This is a genomic window from Microbacter sp. GSS18 (genome assembly GCA_029319145.1).
GTDB lineage: Bacteria > Actinomycetota > Actinomycetes > Actinomycetales > Microbacteriaceae > Microbacterium.
Map to the genome: position 1 here is coordinate 1,427,441 of CP119753.1, position 25,548 is coordinate 1,452,988.

Consider the following 25,548-nt stretch of genomic DNA (forward strand, 5'->3'; position numbering starts at 1 on the left):
CGCGGTCCGTCAGGGACGGTGGAACGGGTCGGCGTACAGCTTCTCGGGCACGCGGAAGCCGAAGATCGCGCGGCCGGTCTGCCAGATCGCCGCGGCGGCGGCACGGAGCAGGTCGATCTGCCGCTCCCCCTCGGACACGATGACGATGTCGGGACCGTCGATGCGGACGGATGCTGCCCGCACCGACACGACGCCATCCTTCACGACCGTCTCGGGATACGGCTCGTGCATCTCGCGCAGGTCGCTCAGGATGTACGTCGGCTGCGATCCCGCGGGCGCCGCCAGCACGTGCTTGGGTCGATCGACTCCGGTGAGGATCAGGGCCGACGGAATGCCCGCGCGGTTCGCACCGAGGATGTCGGTGTCGAGGCGGTCGCCGAGGAAGAGCGGCGCGGCCGCTCCGAAGCGGGCGACGGCCTCTTCGAAGATGGGCACTTCGGGCTTCCCCGCCACCGTCGCGAGGCGCCCGACGGCGGTGTGCACGGCTGAGACGAGCGTGCCGTTGCCCGGCGCGATGCCGCGGGCCTGGGGAATCGTCCAGTCGGTGTTCGTGGCGATCCAGGGGATGCCGCCCTCGTCCTCGGGAGTCGCCAGCGCGAACGCGGCTTCGGCGAGCTGCGACCAGCCGACGTCGGGCGCGAAGCCCTGGACGACGGCTGCCGGGGCGTCGTCGGCACTGCGCGTCACGCGGAAGCCGGCCTTCTCCACCTCGACGACGAGGCCTTCGCCGCCCACGACGAGGATGGTCGAACCGGCGGGGACGCCATCCGCCAGCAGACGCATCGCGGCCTGCGGGCTCGTGACCACCTCGTCCGGCGCGGTGTCGAGCCCGAGGCCCGACAGATGCGCCGCCACCGAGGCGTCCGTGCGCGATGCGTTGTTGGTGATGTAGCCCAGGCGGCGATCGGCCGCTCGCGCGGCGGTGAGACTCTCGACCGCGTGCGGAATGGCGCCTGCACCGGCGTAGACGACGCCGTCGAGGTCGGCCAGCACGACGTCGATGCCGTCGAGGGGCGACGGCTCGGGCGCGCGGCGGGAGAACAGCCCCATCAGGCGTCGGCCTCGGGCGCGGCCTCGTCCTGCGGGGACAGGGCCTCGTCCTGCGGAGACAGGGCCTCGTCCTGCGGAGACAGGGCCTCGTCCTGCGGAGACAGGGCCTCGTCGACCTCGATGTCGTCGAGTTCCACGATCTCCTCGACCTCGTCCACGGTGATCGTCTCGTGATCGCCACGGCCCGTCGCCTCGTCGATCGCGTCGGCTGCCACCTCTGCGCGCTTCTGCCACAGGGCGCTCTCGTCGGCGCGGCCGAGCTCGTCGAGCACTGTGGCACGGGCGGCGAAGAGGGCGGGACTCCACTCGAACGCCCGATCGGGGTCGAGCTCGGGGATGTCGAGCTCGGTCAGCGCACGCTCGGGCTCACCCATGTCGAGGCGAGCCCCCGACATCGCGATCGCCAGCTCGACGCGCACGGCGGTCGGCAGCTTCGTACGGTCGACGGAGCGTCCGAGCTCGAGAGCGCGCTCGGGGCGGCCGACACCGCGCTCGCTGTCCACCATGAGCGCGATCTGATCGTCGTTGCCCGAGATCCGCCGGTACGTGCGCAGTTCGCGCAGTGCGAGTGCGAAGTCGCCTGTCGCGTACGCCGTGATCGCGAGCGTCTCGCGGACCACCGCGATGCGGCCGGCCCGACGCGACGCGGCCAGCGCATGCTCGTGCGCAAGCGCGGGGTCGTCGTCGATGAGACGCGACGCCATGGCGAGATGACGCGCGACGTGGTCGGCGTTCTCCTTGCTGAGGGTCTTCAGTTCGTTCCGCGCGCTCGGGTGCAGATCCTTCGCGGTGATCTCCTCGGGCACGAGCGGATCCTGATGACGAGCGCGCTCGGGGCGCGCCTGCCCGGGCAGAGCAGCGCGATCCGGCCGGCCGGCGCCGCCGCGCGTGGGGCGTCCGCCGCGGGACCCGCCCGCCGCGTCGCGTGCATAGGGCTTGCGGTCGCCATCGCGCTTCTCGTACGGCTTCCAGTCGCCATACGGCTTCCGGTCACCGTCACGCTTCTCATACGGCTTCCGGTCGCCATCACGCTTGCCATAGGGCTTCTTGTCGCCGTACGGCTTCCGGTCACCGTCACGCTTCTCATACGGCTTCTTGTCGCCGTACGGCTTCCGGTCACCGTCACGCTTCTCATACGGCTTCCGGTCGCCATCACGCTTGCCATAGGGCTTCTTGTCGCCGTACGGCTTCCGGTCACCGTCACGCTTCTCATACGGCTTCTTGTCGCCGTACGGCTTCCGGTCACCGTCACGCTTCTCATACGGCTTCCGGTCGCCATCACGCTTGCCATAGGGCTTCTTGTCGCCGTACGGCTTCCGGTCACCGTCACGCTTCTCATACGGCTTCTTGTCGCCGTACGGCTTCCGGTCACCGTCACGCTTCTCATACGGCTTCTTGTCGCCGTACGGCTTCCGGTCACCGTCACGCTTCTCATACGGCTTCCGGTCACCATCACGCTTGCCGTACGGCTTCTTGTCGCCGTCCCGGCGCGGGGCGTTGGTGCGGGTGTCCCGGCGAGGAGAGCGCGCGGAAGCATCCTCGTCTCGAGGCTGCTGCTCTGACATGACTTCGATCCTCCCCGGATACACGCTCGGCGACAACCGTCGTGTTAACGCCGAATGGCCACCCTGCGTTGGGTGGCCATTCGGTTAATGGAAGTCCGGCGGTGTCCTACTCTCCCACAGGGTCCCCCCTGCAGTACCATCGGCGCTGAGAGGCTTAGCTTCCGGGTTCGGAATGTGACCGGGCGTTTCCCTCTCGCTATGGCCGCCGAAACACTATTGATGTTTCAATCAGTCGCAATAGCGAACATGGTTCGTTGATTGCTGATCCCCGACCGTACATCGGGAACCACTCAGTGGACGCAAGCACCAGAAACGGTGTGTTATCAAGTCATCGGCTTATTAGTACCAGTCAGCTGCACGTGTTGCCACGCTTCCACATCTGGCCTATCAACCCAGTAATCTGGCTGGGAGCCTCTCACCCGAAGGTATGGAAGTCTCATCTTGAGGCCGGCTTCCCGCTTAGATGCTTTCAGCGGTTATCCATCCCGAACGTAGCTAATCAGCGGTGCTCCTGGCGGAACAACTGACACACCAGAGGTTCGTCCAACCCGGTCCTCTCGTACTAGGGTCAGATCCTCTCAAACTTCCTACGCGCGCAGCGGATAGGGACCGAACTGTCTCACGACGTTCTAAACCCAGCTCGCGTACCGCTTTAATGGGCGAACAGCCCAACCCTTGGGACCTACTCCAGCCCCAGGATGCGACGAGCCGACATCGAGGTGCCAAACCATGCCGTCGATATGGACTCTTGGGCAAGATCAGCCTGTTATCCCCGAGGTACCTTTTATCCGTTGAGCGACAGCGCTTCCACAAGCCACTGCCGGATCACTAGTCCCGACTTTCGTCCCTGCTCGACCTGTCAGTCTCACAGTCAAGCTCCCTTGTGCACTTACACTCGCCACCTGATTGCCAACCAGGTTGAGGGAACCTTTGGGCGCCTCCGTTACTTTTTGGGAGGCAACCGCCCCAGTTAAACTACCCACCAGGCACTGTCCCTGAACCGGATCACGGTTCGAAGTTAGACATCCAGAGTGACCAGAGTGGTATTTCAACAACGACTCCACGAACACTGGCGTGTCCGCTTCAAAGTCTCCCACCTATCCTACACAAGCCACACCGAACACCAATACCAAGCTGTAGTAAAGGTCACGGGGTCTTTCCGTCCTGCTGCGCGTAACGAGCATCTTTACTCGTAATGCAATTTCGCCGAGTTCGCGGTTGAGACAGTTGGGAAGTCGTTACGCCATTCGTGCAGGTCGGAACTTACCCGACAAGGAATTTCGCTACCTTAGGATGGTTATAGTTACCACCGCCGTTTACTGGGGCTTAAATTCTCAGCTTCGCCTTGCGGCTAACCGGTCCTCTTAACCTTCCAGCACCGGGCAGGCGTCAGTCCGTATACATCGTCTTGCGACTTGGCACGGACCTGTGTTTTTAGTAAACAGTCGCTACCCACTAGTCTCTGCGGCCTCCAAACGCTTTCGGAGCAAGTCCTAATACGTCGAAGGCCCCCCTTCTCCCGAAGTTACGGGGGCATTTTGCCGAGTTCCTTAACCACGATTCTCTCGATCTCCTTGGTATTCTCTACCTGACCACCTGAGTCGGTTTGGGGTACGGGCGGCTAGAACCTCGCGTCGATGCTTTTCTCGGCAGCATAGGATCACCCACTTTTCATCCGCATCGTGTCTCAGCCTGTATGAGTCACGGATTTGCCTATGACTCGGCCTACGCACTTGCCCCGGGACAACCATCGCCCGGGATGGGCTACCTTCCTGCGTCACACCTGTTAATACGCTAGCCGCACCAGCATGGGGTCGAGCGTTCGCTCAAGCGTCTTCACCCCGAAGGGATCCGTACATCCTGAGTTAGGACTCTTAGCACCACTGGATTAGCTTGGGCGGTTCTTCGCCGGTACGGGAATATCAACCCGTTGTCCATCGACTACGCCTGTCGGCCTCGCCTTAGGTCCCGACTTACCCAGGGAAGATTAGCTTGACCCTGGAACCCTTGGTCTTTCGGAGGACGTGTTTCTCACACGTCTTTCGCTACTCATGCCTGCATTCTCACTCGTGTAGGCTCCACGGCTGGTTCACACCGCCGCTTCACTGCCCACACGACGCTCTCCTACCCATCAACACGGCTGGACCACGAAGGCCTACCAATAATGTCAATGCCACAACTTCGGTGGCGTGCTTGAGCCCCGTTACATTGTCGGCGCGGAATCACTTGACCAGTGAGCTATTACGCACTCTTTCAAGGGTGGCTGCTTCTAAGCCAACCTCCTGGTTGTCTAAGCAACTCCACATCCTTTCCCACTTAGCACGCGCTTAGGGACCTTAGATGGTGGTCTGGGTTGTTTCCCTCTCGACTATGAAGCTTATCCCCCACAGTCTCACTGCTGCGCTCTCACTTACCGGCATTCGGAGTTTGGCTGACGTCAGTAACCTGGTGGGGCCCATCGGCCATCCAGTAGCTCTACCTCCGGCAAGAAACACGCAACGCTGCACCTAAATGCATTTCGGAGAGAACCAGCTATCACGAAGTTTGATTGGCCTTTCACCCCTATCCACAGCTCATCCCCTCAGTTTTCAACCTAAGTGGGTTCGGCCCTCCACGACGTCTTACCGTCGCTTCAGCCTGGCCATGGATAGATCACTTCGCTTCGGGTCTAGGACACGCGACTGAATCGCCCTATTCAGACTCGCTTTCGCTACGGCTACCCCACACGGGTTAACCTCGCCACGTATCGCTAACTCGCAGGCTCATTCTTCAAAAGGCACGCTGTCACACCTACCAGGGGTGCTCCAACGGTTTGTAAGCAAACGGTTTCAGGTACTATTTCACTCCCCTCCCGGGGTACTTTTCACCTTTCCCTCACGGTACTTGTCCGCTATCGGTCATCTGGGAGTATTTAGGCTTATCAGGTGGTCCTGACAGATTCACACGGGATTTCTCGGGCCCCGTGCTACTTGGGATACGCTCCACGCCAGAACACGCATTTCGACTACGGGGCTGGCACCCACTATGGCCCGCCTTTCAAGACGGTTCGTCTACACGCTTCTGTCACGCCGGCTGCTCGGCAGAACAACCAGGAACGTCCCACAACCCCCCACACGCAACCCCTGCCGGGTATCACACGCATGAGGTTTAGCCTGATCCGCGTTCGCTCGCCACTACTGACGGAATCACTGTTGTTTTCTCTTCCTGCGGGTACTGAGATGTTTCACTTCCCCGCGTTCCCTCTACCCGCCCTATATATTCAGGCGGGAGTCACCAGGTCGGCACGCCGCCTGGCGGGGTTTCCCCATTCGGACATCCTCGGATCAAAACTTGCTTATCAGTTCCCCGAGGCTTATCGCAGATTGCTACGTCCTTCTTCGGCTCCAGATGCCAAGGCATCCACCGTTTGCTCTTAAAGACTTGAAATCACATGAGTTTCATCAAGAATCGAACCCAGACCCCGAAAGGCCCAGGTCAGAAATTGACTAATGATCTTTAAGATCATCTATAACGAACCAGCCGAAAAGCCGGTTCGAAGATGCTCGCGTCCACTGTGTAGTTCTCAAAGTACGGGCGGTACCCACCCCGCTGCCGACAAACCCGCCGGCACCAAAGATGGGCCCTGAGGATTCAGTCACGCCACAACCCCGAAGGATCGCAGCGCACCCGGTCCCTCAGGACCCAACAGCGTGCATGCCCCCACCCGACGGGCCCAGACCGTTCCAGCCACCGAAGTGACGTACTAGCTCCAAACCCCTCACGATGAGGGCCTTGTCAAATGTTCCACCCATGAGCCCCGGTCGAGAACATTCGTCTCGAATCCGGCTCTGTCACTCCGAAGAGTGCAGTGCTCCTTAGAAAGGAGGTGATCCAGCCGCACCTTCCGGTACGGCTACCTTGTTACGACTTAGTCCTAATTACCGATCCCACCTTCGACGGCTCCCTCCACAAGGGTTAGGCCACCGGCTTCAGGTGTTACCGACTTTCATGACTTGACGGGCGGTGTGTACAAGACCCGGGAACGTATTCACCGCAGCGTTGCTGATCTGCGATTACTAGCGACTCCGACTTCATGAGGTCGAGTTGCAGACCTCAATCCGAACTGGGACCGGCTTTTTGGGATTCGCTCCACCTCGCGGTATTGCAGCCCTTTGTACCGGCCATTGTAGCATGCGTGAAGCCCAAGACATAAGGGGCATGATGATTTGACGTCATCCCCACCTTCCTCCGAGTTGACCCCGGCAGTATCCCATGAGTTCCCACCATTACGTGCTGGCAACATAGAACGAGGGTTGCGCTCGTTGCGGGACTTAACCCAACATCTCACGACACGAGCTGACGACAACCATGCACCACCTGTTCACGAGTGTCCAAAGAGTTCTACATTTCTGCAGCGTTCTCGTGTATGTCAAGCCTTGGTAAGGTTCTTCGCGTTGCATCGAATTAATCCGCATGCTCCGCCGCTTGTGCGGGTCCCCGTCAATTCCTTTGAGTTTTAGCCTTGCGGCCGTACTCCCCAGGCGGGGAACTTAATGCGTTAGCTGCGTCACGGAATCCGTGGAAAGGACCCCACAACTAGTTCCCAACGTTTACGGGGTGGACTACCAGGGTATCTAAGCCTGTTTGCTCCCCACCCTTTCGCTCCTCAGCGTCAGTTACGGCCCAGAGATCTGCCTTCGCCATCGGTGTTCCTCCTGATATCTGCGCATTCCACCGCTACACCAGGAATTCCAATCTCCCCTACCGCACTCTAGTCTGCCCGTACCCACTGCAGGCCCGAGGTTGAGCCTCGGGTTTTCACAGCAGACGCGACAGACCGCCTACGAGCTCTTTACGCCCAATAATTCCGGATAACGCTTGCGCCCTACGTATTACCGCGGCTGCTGGCACGTAGTTAGCCGGCGCTTTTTCTGCAGGTACCGTCACTTTCGCTTCTTCCCTGCTAAAAGAGGTTTACAACCCGAAGGCCGTCGTCCCTCACGCGGCGTTGCTGCATCAGGCTTCCGCCCATTGTGCAATATTCCCCACTGCTGCCTCCCGTAGGAGTCTGGGCCGTGTCTCAGTCCCAGTGTGGCCGGTCACCCTCTCAGGCCGGCTACCCGTCGACGCCTTGGTGAGCCATTACCTCACCAACAAGCTGATAGGCCGCGAGCCCATCCCAGACCGAAAAATCTTTCCAGACACTAACCATGCGGTTGCGTCTCGTATCCAGTATTAGACGCCGTTTCCAGCGCTTATCCCAGAGTCCGGGGCAGGTTGCTCACGTGTTACTCACCCGTTCGCCACTGATCCACAGAGCAAGCTCTGCTTCACCGTTCGACTTGCATGTGTTAAGCACGCCGCCAGCGTTCATCCTGAGCCAGGATCAAACTCTCCGTAAAGAAAAATTGCATACAACACCGGGAAAAACAGTGCCGCAGCGAGTTTGATCTGACCAAAGAGATGTCATTGCTGACTATCCGTTGCCAACCCCACAAAGGGAGTTGGTCTTTGATCCAAAAGGAATTCTCAACCAGCCGAAGCTGGACGAGGATTATTTGGCATTTGACAAGTGCACGCTGTTGAGTTCTCAAGGATCGGATGCTCCCACCACTGACCCCCTCACCAGGAGGAGACCAGCCCCGCGGGGCAACTTCACTATCTTATCCCATCCGTTCCGTCTGTCAAACCGGCGAGCGTGGATCTTCAGATCCCTGCTCCGGCCGATGACCGCGGTCTTCGGAGAGGACATCCCATCTTAGATCAGGAAGACGTGAGTCCGCCAGTCTCTTGGAAGGGATTCGTTCGCTGCTTGAGGGGGCGGGGCCTTCCGGCCGCTCCGCTCTTCCCTTTGGGGCGAACAAGAAATACTTTACGTGCCGTGGGCCCCTCTGGCGAATCCACCCCGCATCCCGGGCGTGTCGCACCCGCGACTGCCATCCTGGGCCCATCCGCCAGGAGGTTTCGCATGGTCTCTTCACCGTCCCCGGCCACATCCACGATCCCCGTCCGCCTGCGCCGCAACGCCACAGCGGACCCCGGTCTCATCGGACTGCTGGGCTTCGTCCTGGCGACCGTGACCGCACAGCTCGCGCACCTCGGCGTCCAGGAGGAGAGCCCCGTCTTCTGGGTCGGCGCCGTGTTCGGCGGTGTCGTGCAGGTCACCGCCGGCATGCTGTCGTACTTCGCCCGGGACGACTTCCACTTCGTGGTGTACAACGCCTTCGGCTGGTACTGGATCGTGGTGCCCGGCTTCCTGCTCAGCGAACAGCTGGGCGTCGACGTCAGCGACGTGGCGACCGGGTTCTTCGTGGCCGCCTTCGCCGCGGTCGCGCTGATGTTCGTGCCCGCGGCCGCCGTCCACAACTCCGTCCTGCCCGTGACGCTCCTGTCCGTCTCGGCCGGTCTCGGACTGCAGTCGGTGTCGTATCTCGCCGACCTCCCCGCGCTCGAGTCCGTGGGCGCGATCGTGCTGCTGCTCGCAGCGACCCTGGCGGCCTACATGCTCGCCGAGAAGTTCTACTGGCGCACGATGGGCAGGCGCGTCCTGCCGCTGGGGCCGCCCTGGATCCCGATGGGTGCCGACCCCGAGTCCTGACACTCCCCCGCGCTCGGCCCGCGGCGGCCGTGGGTCAGGACGCTGCGGTGTGGCCGGATGCGTTCGCACGTCGCGCATCGCGCGCCCGGGCGACCTGAACGCCGACGCACAGTGCGAGCGTCGCGGCGCCCCACAGACCGGACGCGCGCGGGAGCACACGGTACGCGAGATGGGCGACGGTGAACTCCGCATCGAGCGGCCCGTAGGCGGCCAGCCCCGTGACCCACGCCGTCGCCAGCACGACCGGCAGCGACAGCCACCACGCCCAGCGCATCCATGTCGGAAGCACGCGGGGTACGGATGCCGCGGCGTCGCGGCGTGACAGCCACACGAGCAGGAAGATCCCGACGACCGCGAGCCCGACCGCGCTCGAGCCGTGCTGGAGCCATTTGTAGCCCAGCAGCGGACCCCACGTCTCCCCCAGGACGGGCACGGCTTCGACGCCGGCCCGGCCCTCGTGCGTGAACTGGTCCCACAGCACGTGGCTCACGATGCCGAGCGCGAGCGACAGCGCGAGCACTGCCGCGCCGCCCCCCGACACGCGCCACCGCCGGCGGTCCGACGCCACGAGACCGAGCGTCTCGCGCGCGGACGCCGACGCCGGGGCATCCCACGCGGCGGGCAGCCGGGCGGCGAGCCAGGTCGGGGCCAGCTCGCGCGCCGCCGGACGCACGACGCTGCGCCACACCAGCAGCAGGCCGAGCGCCAGGAGCAGCGTGACCGGGAGCCAGACGAGGTCGTGGGTGCGGAAGTAGGGCACCGGCAGGTTCCGCGTGAACAGCGGGAGGTCCGGCGCCATCGCGCCCACCGCGATCGCGGCCGGGATCAACGGCGTGCGCACGAACGGCAGAGCCACGACGGCGTGACTCGGGGTGAACGGCATGTCCGGGGGCTCCCTTCGCGCGCGCAGCGCCCGAGTGGGGCGACGGACCGACCGGGCGAGGCGCTCACGCGCCGGCGTGGGTGACGATCACCCCGGCAAGCGTCTTCTTGCCGCGGCGCAGCACCGACACGCCGCCCGGCAGCGCGCCGTCGACGGTCACGGTGTCGTCGGCGACCTTCGCGCCGTCCAGCGAGACGCCGCCCTGCGCGATGGCGCGCCGGGCCTCCGAGAGGCTGGCCACCAGGCCCGTCTCCACGAGCGCGTGGGTCACCGGCGTGCCCGCGGGGAGCTCGGCGTTCGGCAGCTCCTCGAGCGCATGACGCAGCGTCGGCGCGTCGAGCGCCGTGAGGTCGCCCTTGCCGAACAGCGCTTCGGATGCCGCGATGACGGCTTCCGTCGCCGCGGTGCCGTGCACGAACGTCGTCACCTCGAGCGCGAGGCGCTTCTGCGCCGCGCGCCGGAAGGGCTCGGCCTCGACCAGGCGCTCGTACTCCTCGATCTCGGCGCGCGTGAGGAACGTGAAGATCTTCAGCCGCGAGATCACGTCGGCGTCGTCGGTGTTGAGCCAGAACTGGTACATGCGGTACGGGCTGCACATGTGGGCATCGAGCCAGATGGCGTTGCCCTCGCTCTTGCCGAACTTGGTGCCGTCGCTGTTGGTGATCAGCGGCGTGCCGATGGCGTGCACCGAGCGCCCCTCCACCCGGTGGATGAGGTCGGTGCCGCTGGTGAGGTTGCCCCACTGGTCGCTGCCGCCGCTCTGCAGCACGCAGCCGTACTCGCGGTAGAGCTGCAGGAAGTCCATCCCCTGCAGGATCTGGTAGCTGAACTCGGTGTAGCTGATGCCCGCCTCGGAGTTCAGACGCGCCGCGACGGCGTCCTTCTTCAGCATCGTCCCCACGCGGTAGTGCTTGCCGATCTCGCGCAGGAAGTCGATCGCGCTCATCGGTGCGGTCCAGTCGAGGTTGTTGACGACGCGCGCGGCGTTGTCGCCCTCGAAGCTCAGGAAGCGCTCGACCTGCGAGCGCAGGTACCCGACCCACTCCGCGACGGTGTCCTTGGTGTTCAGCGTCCGCTCGGCCGACGGACGAGGGTCGCCGATGAGGCCGGTCGAGCCGCCGACGAGCCCGAGGGGCCTGTGGCCGGCCAGCTGGAGCCGGCGCATGAGGAGCAGCTGGACGAGGTTGCCGAGATGCAGACTCGGCGCGGTCGGATCGAAGCCGCAGTAATACGTGATCGGGTCCCCCGAGAGCAGGGCGCGCAACGCCTCCTGGTCGGTGGACACATGCACGAGTCCGCGCCACACGATCTCGTCCCAGACGTTCTCGAACGTCGGGTCGTTGGCGGGCGCGGTCGCGCTCACGACGGTTTCAGACACGCGCTTCAGGCTATCAGCGGCCGCGGCGCCGCTCCGCCGCCGTCACGCGATCGACAGCGACCACCACACCAGCGCCGCCGCCGACAGCGCCACCACCCAGCTGACCATGCTTCCGATCAGGAAGTACTCCGCGCTGTTGCCGCGGTCGGAGTCGCGCGAGATCTCGGGGAAGCGCACGATCCCCTTGGCCGCGACGAATGCGGCGACGAGCGTGTACGCGCCCAGCAGCGTGAGGGAGAACACCAGGATGCGCTCGAGGGGGCCGATCAGTCGCCCGCCCTTCAGGCGCGGCTCGTGCTCGAGCGGCTGCGGGGCGGCGGGCTCGACCGCCTCGACGGCGACCTCCTCGGCGAGCGTCTCGGCGCCGCGGAGGTCGTCCGCGGGTCGCTCGTCCCGCCCGGGCGCGGTTGTCGCCGCGCGGGGGCCGCCGCCGACGCCGACGGAGTTCAGGGCGAGGCGCACGACGACGTTCGCCGACTCGAACAGGAAGACCACGGCGCCGACGACGAGGACCGCCGCGTCGAACGACAGCTCGCCGCCCGGGGTCGGGAACTGCCACACGTCCGACATCACGCCCGCGGATGCACGCGGCGGGATGCTCATCACCGCGAGCGCGCACAGCACACCCACCGCCAGCGCGGGCCAGAACGCGGCGCGCACCGGCCGGTGGGTGGGCACGGCCCACACCCAGACCGCCGCGACCACGACGGCCACGAGGGCCTCGAGCAGCGCGGCGGCGACGACGCCGATCGCGAGCGCCGCCACGGCGACCACGAGATAGCCCGCCCAGCGGCGCGGCACGAAGGCGCGCACGAGGTCGGCGCCGCCGATGGCGAGGAGGAGGAGACCGGCGAGGATCACACCGTCACCCCCGCTTCCAGCGCGAGGAATCCCTCGACGACCGCGGACGCGCCCGCACCGGCGAGCGTCTGCGACACCGCCGGCTGGGTGATCCCCTCGTCGTGGGCGAGGTCGGACTGGGTCCGGCCCAGGCACCGGCCGTAGGTGAGCCGGCGCGCACGCTCGCTCATGGCGCCGACCAGCTCGTCGCGCACGAGCACGTACGCGTTGGCCATGTCGATCGTGGGCTGCATACCGGCATCCTCCTCGTCGGAGCGCCTGATCCACGTGCGGGCGCTCGGCGCGGCGCGACGCTGCTTGGCCTCGACGGTCTCGATCGCGTCGCGGGCGACCCACCATCCCGGCCCCTCGGGGATCGCCCCCGCCGCGGACGAGATCGTCTGGATCGGCCCGAGGCCCAGGCCGAACCTCAGCTCGATGCCGTCGGGAAGCGCGAGCTGCAGCAGCAGCGTCGCGCCCAGCGCGGATGCGAGATCGGGGTACACGCCCTGGAACTCGTCGCCGGCTGTCGCGCGCAGCCGTTCGACGGCTCCCGGCCGATCGGTCTCGACGCGCTCGATCGCGGCATCGATCTCCGCTTGCGCGCCGGCGCGGTCGGCCAAGCGCCGGGAGCCGACGATGTCGGCGATCACCGCGACGGTCATGCCATCATCGTAGCGCTTATATCGCAACAAGATAAGCCAATCGCTTATCTTCGGCGAAGATCAGAGTCCGAGAGCGTGAGCGGCGTGCTGAACACGCGCGATCAGCTCGGAACGCTGCTCCTCGACGCGCACCGCCGCCGTCCCGCCCGCGCCGGTCCGGGATGCGACAGAGCCCTCGATCGTCAGCACGTCGCGCACGTCGGGCGACAGATGCGGCGAGATCTCGGCGAGCGCGGCGTCATCGAGCTCGTGCAGATCGATCCCCCGCCCTTCGCACACGCGCACCATGTGACCGGAGATCTCGTGCGCGTCACGGAACGGCACCCCCCGCTTGACGAGCCACTCGGCCACGTCGGTGGCCAGCGAGAAGCCCTGCGGGGCCAGCTCCGCCATGCGGTCGGTGTGGAAGCGCAGCGTCGCGACCATGCCGGCGAACGCGGGGAGGACGACCTCGAGCGTGCGCACCGAGTCGAACACGGGCTCCTTGTCCTCCTGCAGGTCGCGGTTGTAGGCCAGCGGCAGCGCCTTGAGCGTGGCGAGCAGTCCGGTCAGGTTGCCGATGAGGCGACCCGACTTGCCCCGCGCGAGCTCGGCGATGTCGGGGTTCTTCTTCTGCGGCATGATGCTCGACCCCGTCGAGTAGCCGTCGTCGAGGGTGACGAAGCCGAACTCGCGCGTGTTCCAGAGGATGATCTCCTCGGAAAGGCGCGACAGGTCGACGCCGATCATCGCCGCGATGAACGCGAACTCGGCGACGACGTCGCGGGCCGCCGTGCCGTCCAGCGAGTTCTCGGCGGGTCGTGCGAGGCCGAGGCTGTCGGCCACGAGCTGGGGGTCAAGCCCCAGCGTCGATCCGGCCAGCGCTCCCCCGCCGTACGGCGAGACGGACGCGCGCGCGGACCAGTCCCTCAGGCGCTCGAGATCGCGCACGAGCGGCCACGCGTGGGCCTGGAGGTGGTGCGCCAGCAGCACCGGCTGCGCATGCTGCAGGTGGGTCCGCCCCGGCATGATCGCGTCGGGATGCGCTTCGGCCTGCGCGACGAGGGCGTCCACCAGCCGCAGGATCTCGCGTGCGATCGTCCGCGCATGGTCGAGCATGTACATGCGCACGAGCGTCGCGATCTGATCGTTGCGGCTGCGGCCGGCGCGCAGCTTGCCGCCGAGCTCGGGGCCGACCTCGGCGATGAGCGCCTGCTCGAGAGCGCCGTGGACGTCCTCGTCGGCCGGCGACGGGCGCAGCGAGCCGTCGCGGATGCCGTCGGCGAGCGCGTCGAGCCCGGCGTGCATGGCCGCCGCTTCGTCTTCGCTGAGATATCCCGCGGCGGCGAGCGCCTTCGCGTGGGCGTGGGAGCCGGCGAGGTCGTACAGCGCCAGATCCCAGTCGAAGTGCGTCGAGCGGCTCAGCTCCGCCAGCTCCGGCGACGGTCCCGTCGCGAACCGGGCGCCCCACAGCGCGCCCTCGTTGGTGCCGTCGTGCTTGGAATCACTCACCGCACCAGCCTACCGAGGCGGTGCGGGCGGTGACGCGACGCGAGTCAGCGCGGACCGGGCACGACGCGCCGCGCGAGGCGCGCGATGCCCTCTTCGAGCGGGCCACGCCCCAGCAGCAGCGCCCACAGCGTGCACCCGACGACGAGTCCGATCGTCATCGGCCAGAAGGGCTCCAGGGCGCGGAAGCCCGAGAGGTCGGGCACGTCGTCGAGGGCGTACAGAGCCACGGCGAACCACGCCAGCAGGTGCGCCGTGTAGGCCGTGAGCGGCATCGCGCCGACAGCCCGCAGGGGCAGCGTCGCGTAGCCGACCCAGCCGGTCCCCCAGCCGTCGGAGCCCCGCCACGGACGGCACAGCAGCGCGCACGCGGCGATGATCGCCAGGGCGAGCCCGCCCGACGCGATGACCTCGAGGATGCCGCTCGAGTGCGGAGCGGCGCTCCACACCCGCTCGAGAACGGGAACGTCGGTCGTCGCCGGGTTGCCGAGCCGCGGGCTGCGGACGCCGTCCGTCGCGTCCAGGGCGAACCCGACGACGGCCAGCGCGCCCCCGACGGCGATGGTCGTCAGCTGCACACGCAGACGCGTGACACCGGCGCGCGCGAGCGCGAGCCCTGCGATGACGAAGGCCGCCCACACGACGAACGGATACGTCAAGCCGAGCATCAGCGCGAGCGTGGCACCCCCCGGCGTGCGCCACACCGGCAGGGATGCGGCCAGGGCGTGGACGAACGGGGCGACGACCGTGATCGCGGCGGCCGTCACGATGAGCGCACGCACAGACAGTGACACCAGCGCCGCGGCGACGGCGAACAGGATCGCGTAGGCGGGGAGCACCACGTAGACCGGCACGGTCGTCTCGATCAGGACGATCCCGATCACCCACAGGGCGGCCGCCCGCACGAGCAGCCGGGCCTGCCGCGTCGTGCGCTCCGCCCCCGTCACCGGCTGCGAGCCGCCCGTGACGATGCCCACCGACAGGCCCGCGAGCGTGGCGAACAGGATCGAGGAGTTGCCGTGGACCAGCCCCAGCCACGTCGCCGGCTCAGCCCACGCCACCTGCTCGTCGATCCACGTCACGTGAGCGGCGACCATGCCGACGAGCGCGAGACCGCGGGCGAGGTCGACGCCCGCGATGCGACCGGGACCGTTCAGGTGGCGCCAGTGGGCCCGCAGCCGGGAGCGACCGCTGCCGGTGGGGAGGGTCACTCCTGACGCAGCAGCCACACCAGCAGAGCCTTCTGGGCGTGCAGGCGGTTCTCCGCCTCGTCCCACACGACGCTCTGCGGGCCGTCGATCACCTCGGCGTCGACCTCGTAGCCGCGGTCGGCGGGCAGGCAGTGGATGAAGATCGCGTCGTCCTTCGCGAGGCTCATGAGCTCCTGCGTCACCTTGTACGACCCGAGGTCGCGCAGGCGCGCGAGCTTCTCCTCCTCCTTGCCCATCGACACCCACGTATCGGTGACGACGATGTCGGCGCCGGCGGCGGCCTCATTCGGGTCGGTGTACAGCGTCACCGACCCGCCCGTCTCGGCCGCACGGGCATCCGCGTCGGCGATGACGTCCTCGCGCGGCGCGTAGTCTTCGGGCGACGCGACGCGCACGTGCATGCCGGCGGTGACGCCGGCCAGCACGTACGAGTGGGCCATGTTCGACATGCCGTCGCCGAAGAAGGCGAGCGTGAGCCCTGCCAGCTCGCCCTTGTGCTCCTTGATGGTCAGGAGGTCGGCCAGGAGCTGGCACGGGTGGAAGTCGTCGCTCAGCGCGTTCACGACGGGAACACGCGTGTCGCGGGCCATCTCCTCGAGCCCCGCCTGCGCATACGTGCGCCACACGATGGCCGCGACCTGCCGCTCGAGCACGCGCGCGGTGTCGGAGGGGGTCTCCTTGCCGCCGAGCTGGCTGTTGGCCGTCGAGATGATCAGCGGCGACCCGCCCAGGTCGGCGATGCCGACCGCGAACGACACCCGCGTGCGCGTCGAGGACTTGTCGAAGATGACCGCGACGGTCTGGGGGCCCGCGAGGGGCTTGAGCTTCCAGCGGTCCTGCTTGAGCTCGACGGCGAGATCGAGGATCTCGGCCTGCTCGGCGGCGGTCAGATCGTCGTCGCGCAGCAGATGGCGGGTCATGCGGAGGCCTCCTGGCTCGAGCCCAGCATGAGCGCGTCCGAGACGGTGCGCAGGGCGGCGGTGAACAGCTCGATGAACTCGTCGACCTCGACGTCGCCGATGGTCAGCGCCGGCGCGAGGCGGACGGTCTCGTCGTTCGCCGCATTGATGACGAGGCCGTGCTCCTGCGCGGCGGCGACGACGGCCTTGGCGACCGGATGCGTCAGGGCGATCCCCACGAGGAGGCCGCGGCCGCGGCATCCGGCGACCAGCGGCGAGCCGATGCCGACGATCGCCTCGCGGAGCCGGTCGCCCTGCTCGGAGGCGTTGGCCACCAGCCCCGCGGTCTCGATCTCGTCGAGGACGGCGTCGGCGACGGCCGTCCCGAGGGCGTTGCCGCCGAACGTGGAACCGTGTGTGCCGGGGTAGAACAGATCGCTCGCGGCGCCGTAGGTGATGAGAGCACCGATCGGGAAGCCGCCGCCGATGCCCTTCGCGACGGTGATCGCGTCGGGGGTGACGCCGGCGTGCTGGAAGGCGAACCACTCGCCCGTGCGGCCTGCGCCGGTCTGGATCTCATCGATGATCAGGAGCGCCCCGTGCTTCTCGGTGAGCTCGCGCGCCGCCTGCAGGTACCCGTCGGGCAGATCGATGACGCCCGCCTCGCCCTTGATGGGTTCGACGAACAGGGCCGCGACACGGTCGTCGAGCGCCGCTTCGAGCGCCTCCATCGTCGAGTCGATGAACTCGACGCCCCCGATCATGGGGAGGAACGGCTCCTGCATCCACGGCTTGCCGGTGAGGGCGAGCGTGCCCATGGTGCGCCCGTGGAAGGCGTCCTTCAGCGACAGGATGCGCGGCCGGTCGGCGCCGCCGTGCAGACGCGCGAGCTTGAACGCCGCCTCGTTGGCCTCGGCGCCGGAGTTGCCGAAGTACACCCGTCCCTCCTCGCCGGTGCCCGCGATGCGCTTGAGGCGCGCGGCGAGCGCCAGCTGCGGCGGGGTGGCGAAGTAGTTCGACACGTGCGCGAGGGTCGCTGCCTGACGCGAGATCGCGTCGACGAAGACCGGGTGCGCGTGCCCGAGCGAGTTCACCGCGATGCCCGCGAGGAAGTCCAGGTAGCGCTTGCCGTCGGCATCCCACAGGTACGCGCCCTCGCCGCGGACGAACATCGCCATCCGGTCGCCGAAGCTGCGCACGAGATCGCGCCGCGCGTCATCCAGCCAAGTCGTCATCCCTGCACCACCTCTGTTCCGATTCCCTTGCTCGTGAAGATCTCGACCAGCACCGAGTGCGGCACCCGTCCGTCGATGATGGCCGCCGTGTCGACGCCGCCCTCGACCGCATCCAGACACGCGGTCATCTTCGGGATCATCCCCGACTCCAGCGACGGCAGCATCTCGCTCAGCTCGCCGGAGGTCAGGTGAGAGACCAGCGAGTCCCGGTTCGGCCAGTCGGCGTAGAGCCCCGGCACGTCGGTGAGCACGACGAGCTTCGACGCCTTGAGAGCCACCGCGAGGGCGGCGGCCGCGGCATCCGCGTTGACGTTCAGCGAGTTGCCCGGGTGGTCGAGGTCGGGGGCGATCGACGACACCACCGGGATGCGGCCGGCGGCGAGCTGGTCCAGCACCGGCTGCGGATCCACCTCGACGACATGGCCGACGCGGCCGAGGTCGTGCTCGATGCCGTCGACGGTGACGCCGCGGCGGCGGCCGCCGAACAGGCCGGCGTCCTCGCCGCTCAGGCCGGTCGCGAGCGGACCGTGCGTGTTGATCTTGGCGACCAGCTGCGGGTTGATCTGGCCCGTCAGCACCATGCGCACCACCGAGATCGCCTCGGTGGAGGTGACGCGGTAGCCGCCCTTGAACTCGCTCGGGATGGCGAGCCGGTCGAGCATCGACGAGATCTGCGGCCCGCCGCCGTGGACCACGACGGGCTTGACGCCCACGTAGCGGAGGTAGGCCATGTCGGCGGCGAACGCGTCCTGCAGCTCTTCGCTGACCATGGCGTTGCCGCCGTACTTCACCACGATCACCTGGTCGCGGAAGCGGCGCAGCCACGGCAGGGACTCGATGAGGGTGGCGGCCTTCTCGCTGGCCTGGGCCGGGTCGGTGTCTTGGAGATCTGTCATGAGGAGTACGCGCTGTTCTCGTGGACGTAGTCGTGGGTGAGGTCGTTCGTGAGGATGACGGCCGACGCGGTTCCGGCCTTCAGGTCGATCTCGAGCGAGACCGCGCGGGGCGTCAGGTCGACCTCCTCGCGCGGGCGGTCGGGACCGCCCGCGGAGCACACGCGCACGCCGTTGATGTGGACGTCGACCGCGTAGGGGTCGAACACCGCCTGCGTCGTGCCGATGGCGGCGAGCACGCGGCCCCAGTTCGGGTCGTTGCCGAAGATCGCGGCCTTGAAGAGGTTGTTTCGCGCCACCGAGCGGCCGACCTCGACGGCGTCGTCCTCGCTCGCGGCGCCCACGACGCCGATGGTGATGTCGTGGCTGGCGCCCTCGGCATCGCCCTGCAGCTTGACGGCGAGCTCGGTGCACAGTGCGGTCAGTCCCGCGCGGAACTCCTCCGGGTCGGGGGCCACGCCCGACGCGCCGCTGGCCATGAGCGTGACCTGGTCGTTCGTCGACATGCAGCCGTCGGAATCGAGCCGGTCGAAGCTCACGCGCGTCGCCGCGCGCAGGTGCGCGTCCGTCTCGGCCGCGGTCAGCTCGGCATCCGTCGTGATGACCACGAGCATCGTCGCAAGGCCCGGCGCGAGCATGCCGGCGCCCTTCGCCATGCCGCCGATCGTCCAGCCGTCGCCGCGGTACACGCTCGTCTTCGGCACCGAGTCGGTGGTCATGATCGCCTCGGCGGCGACCTGGCCGCCCTCGGGCGATAGGTTCGCGATGGCGTCCGCGGTGCCGGTGAGCACCTTCTGCCGGAACACCTCGTCGCCGGTGCCGATGAGCCCCGTCGAGCACACCAGCACGTCGCCGGGGCTGATGCCCAGCAGCTCGGCGGCCTTCTCGGCCGTGGCGTGCGTGGTCTGGAACCCGAAGGCTCCGGTGAAGCAGTTCGCGCCGCCCGAGTTCAGCACGACGGCCTCGACGACGCCGTCCTGCACGGCCTGCTCGGACCACAGGATCGGGTTCGCCTTGGCCCGGTTGCTCGTGAACACCGCGGCGCCGGAGTGCAGCGGACCGCGGTTGACGACGACCGCGACGTCCGGCTTGCCGGTGGACTTCAGGTGCGCGACGACTCCCGCCGCCTCGAATCCCTGGGGTGCGGTCACGGTCACGGCGCGACTCCGTTCACGGTCAGGCCGGTGCCCTCGGGAAGGCCCAGCGCGATGTTCATGGACTGGACGGCCGCGCCCGCGGTGCCCTTGACGAGGTTGTCGACCGCCGTGACCACGACGACGCGGTTCGCGGCCCGGTCGACCGCGAGCCCCACCAGCGCGGTGTTCGCGCCGACGACGTCGGCGGTGCGCGGGAACTGTCCCTCGGGCAGCAGCTGCACGAACGTCTCGTCGCCGTACGCCGCCTCCCATGCGCCGCGGATATCGGCATCCGTCGCTCCCGGCGCGATCGGCGCGGTCGAGGTGGCGAGGATGCCGCGTGCCATCGGCACGAGGACCGGCGTGAACGAGATGCGGACGTCGCCGACGGCGCCGGCCCCCACCAGCGCCTGGCGGATCTCGGGGATGTGGCGATGCGTGCCGCCGACCGCGTAGGGGTTGGCGGTGCCGAGGATCTCGCTCGCGAGCAGATTGGGCTTGAGGCTCTTGCCCGCGCCCGACGGGCCGACCGCGAGGACCGTGACGATGTCGGAGGCGTCGATGACGCCCGCGGCGACGCCCGGCGCGAGGCTCAGGCTCACCGTCGAGGCGTTGCAGCCCGGCGCGGCGATGCGCGTCGCGCCCGCCAGCCGCTCCCGCTGCTTCGCGTCCCCGACGGGGAGCTCGGGGACGCCGTACGTCCAAGGCTCGTGGAACGCACCGCCGTAGAAGGCGTCCCACGCGTCCTGCGACTCCAGGCGGTGGTCGGCGCCGGCGTCGATGACGAGCGGTGCATCGCCCAGCGCATCGGTGTACTGGCCCGACTGGCCGTGCGGCAGCGCGAGGAAGACGATGTCGTGCCCGGCGAGGATCTCGGGGGTTGTCTCCTGCAGCGTCAGATGCGACAGCGACCGCAGGTGCGGCTGGTGCTGGATGAGCGGCTGGCCCGCGTTCGAGTGCGCGGTGACGGTGCGGATCTCGACGTCGGGGTGGGAGGCGAGGATGCGGAGGATCTCGCCCCCCGCATAGCCGGAGGCGCCGGAGACGGCGACCGAATAGGTCATGGGTTCCACCTTAGAGTCTGGGCAGGCCCCTTCCGCGTTGCGCGACAGGGGCGGGAGCATCGGCGGCGGCGACTCCGGGCGGCTCCACCCATCGGCATGGGGAGCGCGCGGGGTCGCCTACAGTCGGCGTCCGCCCAGGCGTCGGCGCGCCGGAGCGGCGCTCTGAGCGAGCGCTGCGAGACCGGGGACCGCCGAAGGCATGCGCCGACGATAGCCGCCGCCGCCCGGCTCCCGCAACTCAGGCCCCGAGGGCCCGGGCGATCTCCAGCTCGTCGGAGCGGGTCAGACCCGCCCGCCGGTCGCGCTCGAGGCCGAGCGAGCGCTCGTGCGCCAGGGCGCGCTCCAGCGTCTCGGTCAGCGGCGCATGCCGTCCCCCCTCGCGCAGGTAGACCTCGATCGATCGCGTCGCGAAGCCGGGCATGTCCGCGGGCAGCCACAGCGGCAGCGAGCGCGGACCCATCCAGTACGCGACGTCGGCGCCCCGCAGTTCGGCGTCCGAGGCCGCGACGACGGCTCCGGTGTGCGCCGCCACGGCCCGCGCCGTGCGCAGCACGTCGCCCAGCGGCACCGACGGTCCGGTGGCGTTCGCCACGCCGGACCAGCCGCGCTCGCCGACGTCGACGATGAAGCGCGCCAGATCGTCCACGTCGATCACCTGCGAGCGTCGCTCGTCGCCGGGGACGAGCACGGGTCCGTCGGCTGCGAGCGCGAAGCGTCCCACCCAGTAGCCGAAGCGGTCGGTCGGGTCGCCGTCGCCCACGATGAGCCCGGGCCGCACGATCGCGGCCCGGTCGCCGAACACGGCGCGCACGGACGCCTCGGCCGCCGACTTCGCCCGCGCGTAGTCGTACGCGTCGCCGGGGTCCGCGGGCTCGGCCACGGCCGCCGTCTCGTCGGCACCGGGGACATCGTCGGCGGCGTACACCGACAGTGACGACACGTACGTCGCGTGCCGCGCGCACCGGGCGAGCGCCTCGGCCGCCTGCGCCACGTGCGACGGGATCGACGACACGTCCACGACCTCGTCCCAGTCGTGCTCGGCGACGCGCGCGTACGCATCGGGGCCCTCTCGGTCGGCGACGGCGAGCACCGCTCCCTCCGGCGCAGGACGGCCTCCTCGGGCCAGGCATGTCACGCGCGCGCGGCGCTCGAGCCAGCCGCGCGCGATCCGGCCGCTCAGCCACCCCGTGCCGCCGAGGATGAGCACGTCGGTCACGTCAGGCGCTCCCCGAAGAAGGCGGTGACCCGCCGCCACGCGTCGGCGCCGGCGTCGGGGTCGTAGCGCGGCCCGGTGTCGTTGAAGAAGGCGTGAGCGGAGTCGGGATAGACCACCGCTTCGAAGTCGACGCCGGCGTCGGCCATGTCGGCGCGCACCTGCGGCAGCACGTCGATGAGCGCCGGGTCATGCGCACCGTAGAGGGCCAGGACCGGCGCCGAGATGGTCCGCATCCGCTCCGGCGACGGCGCCGTGCCGTAGAAGGGTGCTGCCGCCCGGATGCGGTCGTCGTAGGCGGCGAGGAGGAACGTGTACGTGCCGCCGAAGCAGAATCCCGTCACGCCGATGCGGCCGTCGACACCGGGCTCGGCGGCGACGAGATCCACGGTGGCGCGCAGCGCCGCGACGGCCCATGCGGCGTAGTCGGGGGCGCGCATGCCCGACATCGCCTCGCGCATGCGGGGCTGGGCCGCCACCCGGCGCTCCTGGTCGCCGCCGGTCATGATCTCGAACAGCTCCTCGCCGAGCGCGGGCGCAACGCCCGCGTGCGACAGGATGTCCGGCGCCGCGACGACGTACCCCTCGGCGGCGAGGCGATCGGCGACCGCGGCGATGTGCGGCACGAGGCCCCAGATCTCGTGGATCACCACGAGGCCGCCCCGCACCGGGCCGGACGGACGGGCGAGGTGCACGTCGAACGCGACGCCCTCGGCGGTCAGGGTGATCGTGCCGGACATGGGACCTCCTGTCGCGCGGGTGCGTTCAGTCTTGCAGGTCGCCGACGCGGCGGCGCCGGCGCACGACGAGGCGCAGCACCAGCTTCTCGGCCTCGACGATCACGAACACGGATGCCGCGACCACCGCGCACGCGACCCACTCGACGAGGCTGAGCGGCGTGACCTCGAGCAGGACGGCGGCGGGCTCCCACACCGTCACCGCCCACATGACGCCGACCGCGAGCGCGGCTGTGAACACCAGCGCCTTGTTGCGCAGCGGACTCAGCCGCAGCAGCGACGTGCGCTCCGCGCGCGCGTTGCCGACCTGGTAGAAGTTCAGCAGCACGAACGTCGCGAGCGCCAGCGTGCGGGCGTGCTCGACGTCGGCGCCCGAGTTCAGCGCCCAGCCGAACACCCCGAGCACGACCAGCCCCATCCAGACGCCGGTGACGACGGTGCGCGCCCACAGGGTGCGCGACAGCACGCCCTCGCCGCGTCGGCGCGGGGCGCGCGAGAGCTCGTCGCCCTCGCCGGGCTCGAGCGCGAGCGCGATGTCCTGGATGCCCGTGGTGACGAGGTTGATCCAGATCATCTGCACCGGCAGGAACAGCAGCGGCTGATCGATCAGCACGTTCGCCGACAGCGCGAACACCGCGGCGAGCGCCGTCGACAGCAGGAAGAACGTCGCCTTGCGGATCGCGCCGAACGTCACGCGCCCCTGCTCGACGGCCTCGACGATCGTGGTGAAGTCGTCGTCGGTGAGCACCAGGTCGGCGGCGTCGCGCGCGACGTCGGTTCCGGCGCGGCCCATCGCCACCCCCACCGAGGCCGCACGCAGGGCCGGGGCGTCGTTGACGCCGTCTCCGGTCGCGGCCACCGTCTCTCCCGAGCGCTGCAGCACCTCGACGATGCGCAGCTTGTCTCCGGGGGCGACGCGCGCGGCCACGCCCGACTCCTCGAGGCGCGCGGCCAGGACGCGGTCGTCGAGCTCGGCCATCTCGGCGCCGGTGACCGGCGGGCGGTCGGTGGCGATCCCGAGTCGGCGGGCGATCGCCTGGGCGGTCTCGGGGTGGTCTCCGGTGATCATCTTCACCGCGATCCCGGCGCTGCGGCACTCCGCCACGGCGTCGGCCACGCCGGGGCGCGGCGGGTCGGCCATCCCCTCCAGGCCGAGCAGCGTCATACCCGCCGGCGCCGCGTCGGCGGCGGCGTCCTCGGGGAGCTCCCGCTGGGCGACGGCGATGACGCGAAGCCCGTCGCGCGACAGGCGCGCGTTCTCGACCATCACCAGCTCGCGGTCGATCGGGATCGTGCCGCCGGGCACCGCCAGGTGCGCGCACAGCTCCGCGACGACTTCGGGCGCGCCCTTGACGTACTGCATCCGCGCTCCGTCGGGCTCGGCGAGGACGGTCTGCGAGAAGCGGCGCGACGGCTCGTAGGGCACGTGGTGCTCGGGGGTCCGCGCGCGCTCGCGCGGCGAGACGGCGCCGACCTGGAGGGCGGCGGTCGCCATCGCGACGTCGACGGCGTCGCCGGCAAGGCCTCCCTGCGACGAGGCGCCCGCCTCGTTGGTGAGCGCTCCGGCCCGCAGCAGCGCCCGCGTGAGGTGGTCGGCCGCCTCCTCGGGCGTGACGTCCCCGTCCATCGTCCAGAGGCGTTCGACGGTGAGGCGGTTCTCGGTGAGGGTTCCGGTCTTGTCCGAGGCGATCACGGTCGTCGAGCCCAGCGTCTCGACGGCCGGGAGCGTCCGCACGATCGCGCCGCGGCGCGCCATGCGCGACACGCCGACGCTCATCGCGACCGTGAAGATGATCGGCAGCGACTCGGGGATCGCGGCGACGGCGAGCGCGACGGCCACGCGGAACATGTCCGAAACGGCATAGCCGCCGACCAGGCCCGCCGCGAAGACGAAGACGACCGAGACCAGCACGACCACGCCGATGCGGCGCTCGAGGCTGTGGGTGAGCTTCTGCAGGGGCGTGCGCGGGGGCCGGCGCCGGACCAGCGCGCTGATCTCGCCCAGCTGCGTGCGCGCCCCGGTGGCGACGACGATGCCGGCGCCGCGCCCGCTCGAGATGAGCGTGCCGGTGAACAGCATGTCGGTCTGATCCGCGACCGGGGCGTCGGCGGCGACCGCCGCCGGGTCCTTCGAGACCGCGAGCGATTCGCCGGTGAGCATCGATTCGTCCGACAGCAGGGCGTTGGCCTCCACCAGCCGGGCGTCGGCGGGCACACGGTCGCCGCTCTCGACGAGGACGAGATCGCCCGGCACGACCTCCTCGGAGGGGATGACCTCGACGACGCCGCCGCGCCGGACGCGCGCGGTCGTGGTGGCCAGAGACTGCAGCGCACGGACATCCCGTGCCGCTTTGCGCTCCTGCCAGAACCCGAGGGCCGCGTTCAGCACGAGCACCAGGAAGATGGCCCCGGCGTCGACCCAGTGCCGCTGGATCGACACGACGATGCCGGCGACCACGAGGATCGCGATGAGCGGGCTGACGAACTGGCGCGCGAGCACCACCCACCACGGTGTCGGCGGCGGTGCAGGCAGCGCATTCGGGCCGAGTCGCTCCAGCCGCTCGGCGGCGTCCTCGGGGGCGAGTCCGCCGAGATCGGCGCCCAGTTCGGCACACACCGTCGCCACGTCGCGCGCGCACCACCCCGACGCGGGCACCGCCGCGCGATCGGGCACCATCTCACGCCTCCCTGGCCGGTGCCTCCACCCTAACGAG

Annotated in this window: 18 protein-coding genes and 3 rRNA genes; 2 read left to right on the forward strand and 19 right to left on the reverse strand. The window is 68.5% G+C overall.

From position 1 onward, the window contains the following. Window positions 1–9: 9 nt before the first annotated feature. Together P0L94_06735 and P0L94_06740 are read right to left on the reverse strand one after the other, a co-directional pair. Window positions 10–1,050, reverse strand: coding sequence for an HAD-IIA family hydrolase (locus P0L94_06735; protein WES65763.1), 1,041 nt, complete (start codon window positions 1,048–1,050; stop codon window positions 10–12). Beyond that, window positions 1,050–1,856, reverse strand: coding sequence for a hypothetical protein (locus P0L94_06740; GenBank protein WES65764.1), 807 nt, complete (start codon window positions 1,854–1,856; stop codon window positions 1,050–1,052). Before P0L94_06740 ends, P0L94_06735 begins: the two co-directional genes overlap by 1 nt. A 12-nt stretch (window positions 1,857–1,868) precedes the next feature. Between P0L94_06740 and P0L94_06745 the strand changes: the two genes are divergently transcribed. Beyond that, the gene (locus tag P0L94_06745; protein WES65765.1) at window positions 1,869–2,612 is read left to right on the forward strand and encodes a hypothetical protein; all 744 of its coding nucleotides are present in this window, start codon (window positions 1,869–1,871) and stop codon (window positions 2,610–2,612) included. A 96-nt stretch (window positions 2,613–2,708) separates the two neighbouring features. Here the strand turns inward: P0L94_06745 and rrf are convergent. The 3 genes from rrf to P0L94_06760 all read right to left on the reverse strand — a co-directional run bounded on the left by rrf (window position 2,709) and on the right by P0L94_06760 (window position 7,996). Then, a 5S ribosomal RNA gene (rrf, locus tag P0L94_06750) occupies window positions 2,709–2,825 on the reverse strand. Between the two features lie 109 nt (window positions 2,826–2,934). Beyond that, window positions 2,935–6,041, reverse strand: a 23S ribosomal RNA gene (locus P0L94_06755). Window positions 6,042–6,473: 432 nt separating this feature from the next. Further along, window positions 6,474–7,996, reverse strand: a 16S ribosomal RNA gene (locus P0L94_06760). The 16S, 23S and 5S rRNA genes sit together here, the layout of an rRNA operon. A gap of 566 nt (window positions 7,997–8,562) precedes the next feature. Here P0L94_06760 and P0L94_06765 point away from each other — a divergent pair. Next, entirely contained in the window at window positions 8,563–9,192 is a 630-nt protein-coding gene (locus tag P0L94_06765; GenBank protein ID WES65766.1) for a GPR1/FUN34/YaaH family transporter, read from the forward strand. Window positions 9,193–9,226: 34 nt separating this feature from the next. Here P0L94_06765 and P0L94_06770 read toward each other — a convergent pair whose 3' ends face one another. From P0L94_06770 to P0L94_06835, 14 genes are all read right to left on the reverse strand, one after another. Beyond that, window positions 9,227–10,075, reverse strand: coding sequence for a DUF4184 family protein (locus tag P0L94_06770; protein WES65767.1), 849 nt, complete (start codon window positions 10,073–10,075; stop codon window positions 9,227–9,229). A gap of 64 nt (window positions 10,076–10,139) precedes the next feature. Further along, window positions 10,140–11,453: a tyrosine--tRNA ligase gene (gene tyrS, locus P0L94_06775; GenBank protein WES65768.1), complete on the reverse strand. Its 1,314-nt coding sequence runs from the start codon at window positions 11,451–11,453 to the stop codon at window positions 10,140–10,142. A 42-nt stretch (window positions 11,454–11,495) separates the two neighbouring features. After that, entirely contained in the window at window positions 11,496–12,314 is an 819-nt protein-coding gene (locus tag P0L94_06780) for a hypothetical protein (protein ID WES65769.1), read from the reverse strand. After that, window positions 12,311–12,958, reverse strand: a complete 648-nt coding sequence (locus P0L94_06785) for a SatD family protein (protein ID WES65770.1) — start codon at window positions 12,956–12,958, stop codon at window positions 12,311–12,313. The genes P0L94_06780 and P0L94_06785 overlap by 4 nt, the downstream gene beginning before the upstream one ends. A 60-nt stretch (window positions 12,959–13,018) precedes the next feature. Next, a complete protein-coding gene (argH, locus tag P0L94_06790; protein ID WES65771.1) occupies window positions 13,019–14,449 on the reverse strand; it encodes an argininosuccinate lyase in 1,431 nt (476 codons plus the stop codon). A gap of 44 nt (window positions 14,450–14,493) precedes the next feature. Then, window positions 14,494–15,675, reverse strand: coding sequence for a heparan-alpha-glucosaminide N-acetyltransferase domain-containing protein (locus P0L94_06795; protein WES65772.1), 1,182 nt, complete (start codon window positions 15,673–15,675; stop codon window positions 14,494–14,496). Further along, a complete protein-coding gene (gene argF / locus P0L94_06800) occupies window positions 15,654–16,577 on the reverse strand; it encodes an ornithine carbamoyltransferase (protein ID WES65773.1) in 924 nt (307 codons plus the stop codon). The genes P0L94_06795 and argF overlap by 22 nt, the downstream gene beginning before the upstream one ends. Then, window positions 16,574–17,791 (reverse strand): acetylornithine transaminase, encoded by a 1,218-nt coding sequence (locus tag P0L94_06805; protein WES65774.1) that lies wholly within the window; start codon window positions 17,789–17,791, stop codon window positions 16,574–16,576. Before P0L94_06805 ends, argF begins: the two co-directional genes overlap by 4 nt. After that, complete coding sequence (gene argB, locus P0L94_06810) at window positions 17,788–18,687, reverse strand: acetylglutamate kinase (protein ID WES65775.1); 900 nt, start codon at window positions 18,685–18,687, stop codon at window positions 17,788–17,790. Before argB ends, P0L94_06805 begins: the two co-directional genes overlap by 4 nt. Beyond that, entirely contained in the window at window positions 18,684–19,841 is a 1,158-nt protein-coding gene (gene argJ / locus P0L94_06815; GenBank protein ID WES65776.1) for a bifunctional glutamate N-acetyltransferase/amino-acid acetyltransferase ArgJ, read from the reverse strand. Before argJ ends, argB begins: the two co-directional genes overlap by 4 nt. Continuing rightward, window positions 19,838–20,884 (reverse strand): N-acetyl-gamma-glutamyl-phosphate reductase, encoded by a 1,047-nt coding sequence (gene argC / locus P0L94_06820; protein ID WES65777.1) that lies wholly within the window; start codon window positions 20,882–20,884, stop codon window positions 19,838–19,840. The genes argJ and argC overlap by 4 nt, the downstream gene beginning before the upstream one ends. A 238-nt stretch (window positions 20,885–21,122) precedes the next feature. Continuing rightward, window positions 21,123–22,100 carry an NAD-dependent epimerase/dehydratase family protein gene (locus P0L94_06825; GenBank protein WES65778.1) on the reverse strand — a complete coding sequence of 326 codons (978 nt, stop codon included), beginning with the start codon at window positions 22,098–22,100 and terminating at the stop codon, window positions 21,123–21,125. Then, window positions 22,097–22,837, reverse strand: a complete 741-nt coding sequence (locus tag P0L94_06830; protein ID WES65779.1) for a dienelactone hydrolase family protein — start codon at window positions 22,835–22,837, stop codon at window positions 22,097–22,099. Before P0L94_06830 ends, P0L94_06825 begins: the two co-directional genes overlap by 4 nt. A 25-nt stretch (window positions 22,838–22,862) precedes the next feature. Beyond that, complete coding sequence (locus P0L94_06835) at window positions 22,863–25,511, reverse strand: HAD-IC family P-type ATPase (GenBank protein ID WES65780.1); 2,649 nt, start codon at window positions 25,509–25,511, stop codon at window positions 22,863–22,865. Between the last annotated feature and the right edge of the window lie 37 nt (window positions 25,512–25,548).

Coding starts and splice junctions, on each gene's coding strand:
- P0L94_06770 (WES65767.1), bottom strand. CDS start 10,075: ATGCCGTTCACCCCGAGTCACGCCGTCGTGGCTCTGCCGTTCGTGCGC.
- P0L94_06805 (WES65774.1), bottom strand. CDS start 17,791: ATGACGACTTGGCTGGATGACGCGCGGCGCGATCTCGTGCGCAGCTTC.
- P0L94_06830 (WES65779.1), bottom strand. CDS start 22,837: ATGTCCGGCACGATCACCCTGACCGCCGAGGGCGTCGCGTTCGACGTG.
- P0L94_06735 (WES65763.1), bottom strand. CDS start 1,050: ATGGGGCTGTTCTCCCGCCGCGCGCCCGAGCCGTCGCCCCTCGACGGC.
- argF (WES65773.1), bottom strand. CDS start 16,577: ATGACCCGCCATCTGCTGCGCGACGACGATCTGACCGCCGCCGAGCAG.
- P0L94_06765 (WES65766.1), top strand. CDS start 8,563: ATGGTCTCTTCACCGTCCCCGGCCACATCCACGATCCCCGTCCGCCTG.
- argC (WES65777.1), bottom strand. CDS start 20,884: ATGACCTATTCGGTCGCCGTCTCCGGCGCCTCCGGCTATGCGGGGGGC.
- argB (WES65775.1), bottom strand. CDS start 18,687: ATGACAGATCTCCAAGACACCGACCCGGCCCAGGCCAGCGAGAAGGCC.
- P0L94_06835 (WES65780.1), bottom strand. CDS start 25,511: ATGGTGCCCGATCGCGCGGCGGTGCCCGCGTCGGGGTGGTGCGCGCGC.
- P0L94_06785 (WES65770.1), bottom strand. CDS start 12,958: ATGACCGTCGCGGTGATCGCCGACATCGTCGGCTCCCGGCGCTTGGCC.
- P0L94_06745 (WES65765.1), top strand. CDS start 1,869: ATGACGAGCGCGCTCGGGGCGCGCCTGCCCGGGCAGAGCAGCGCGATC.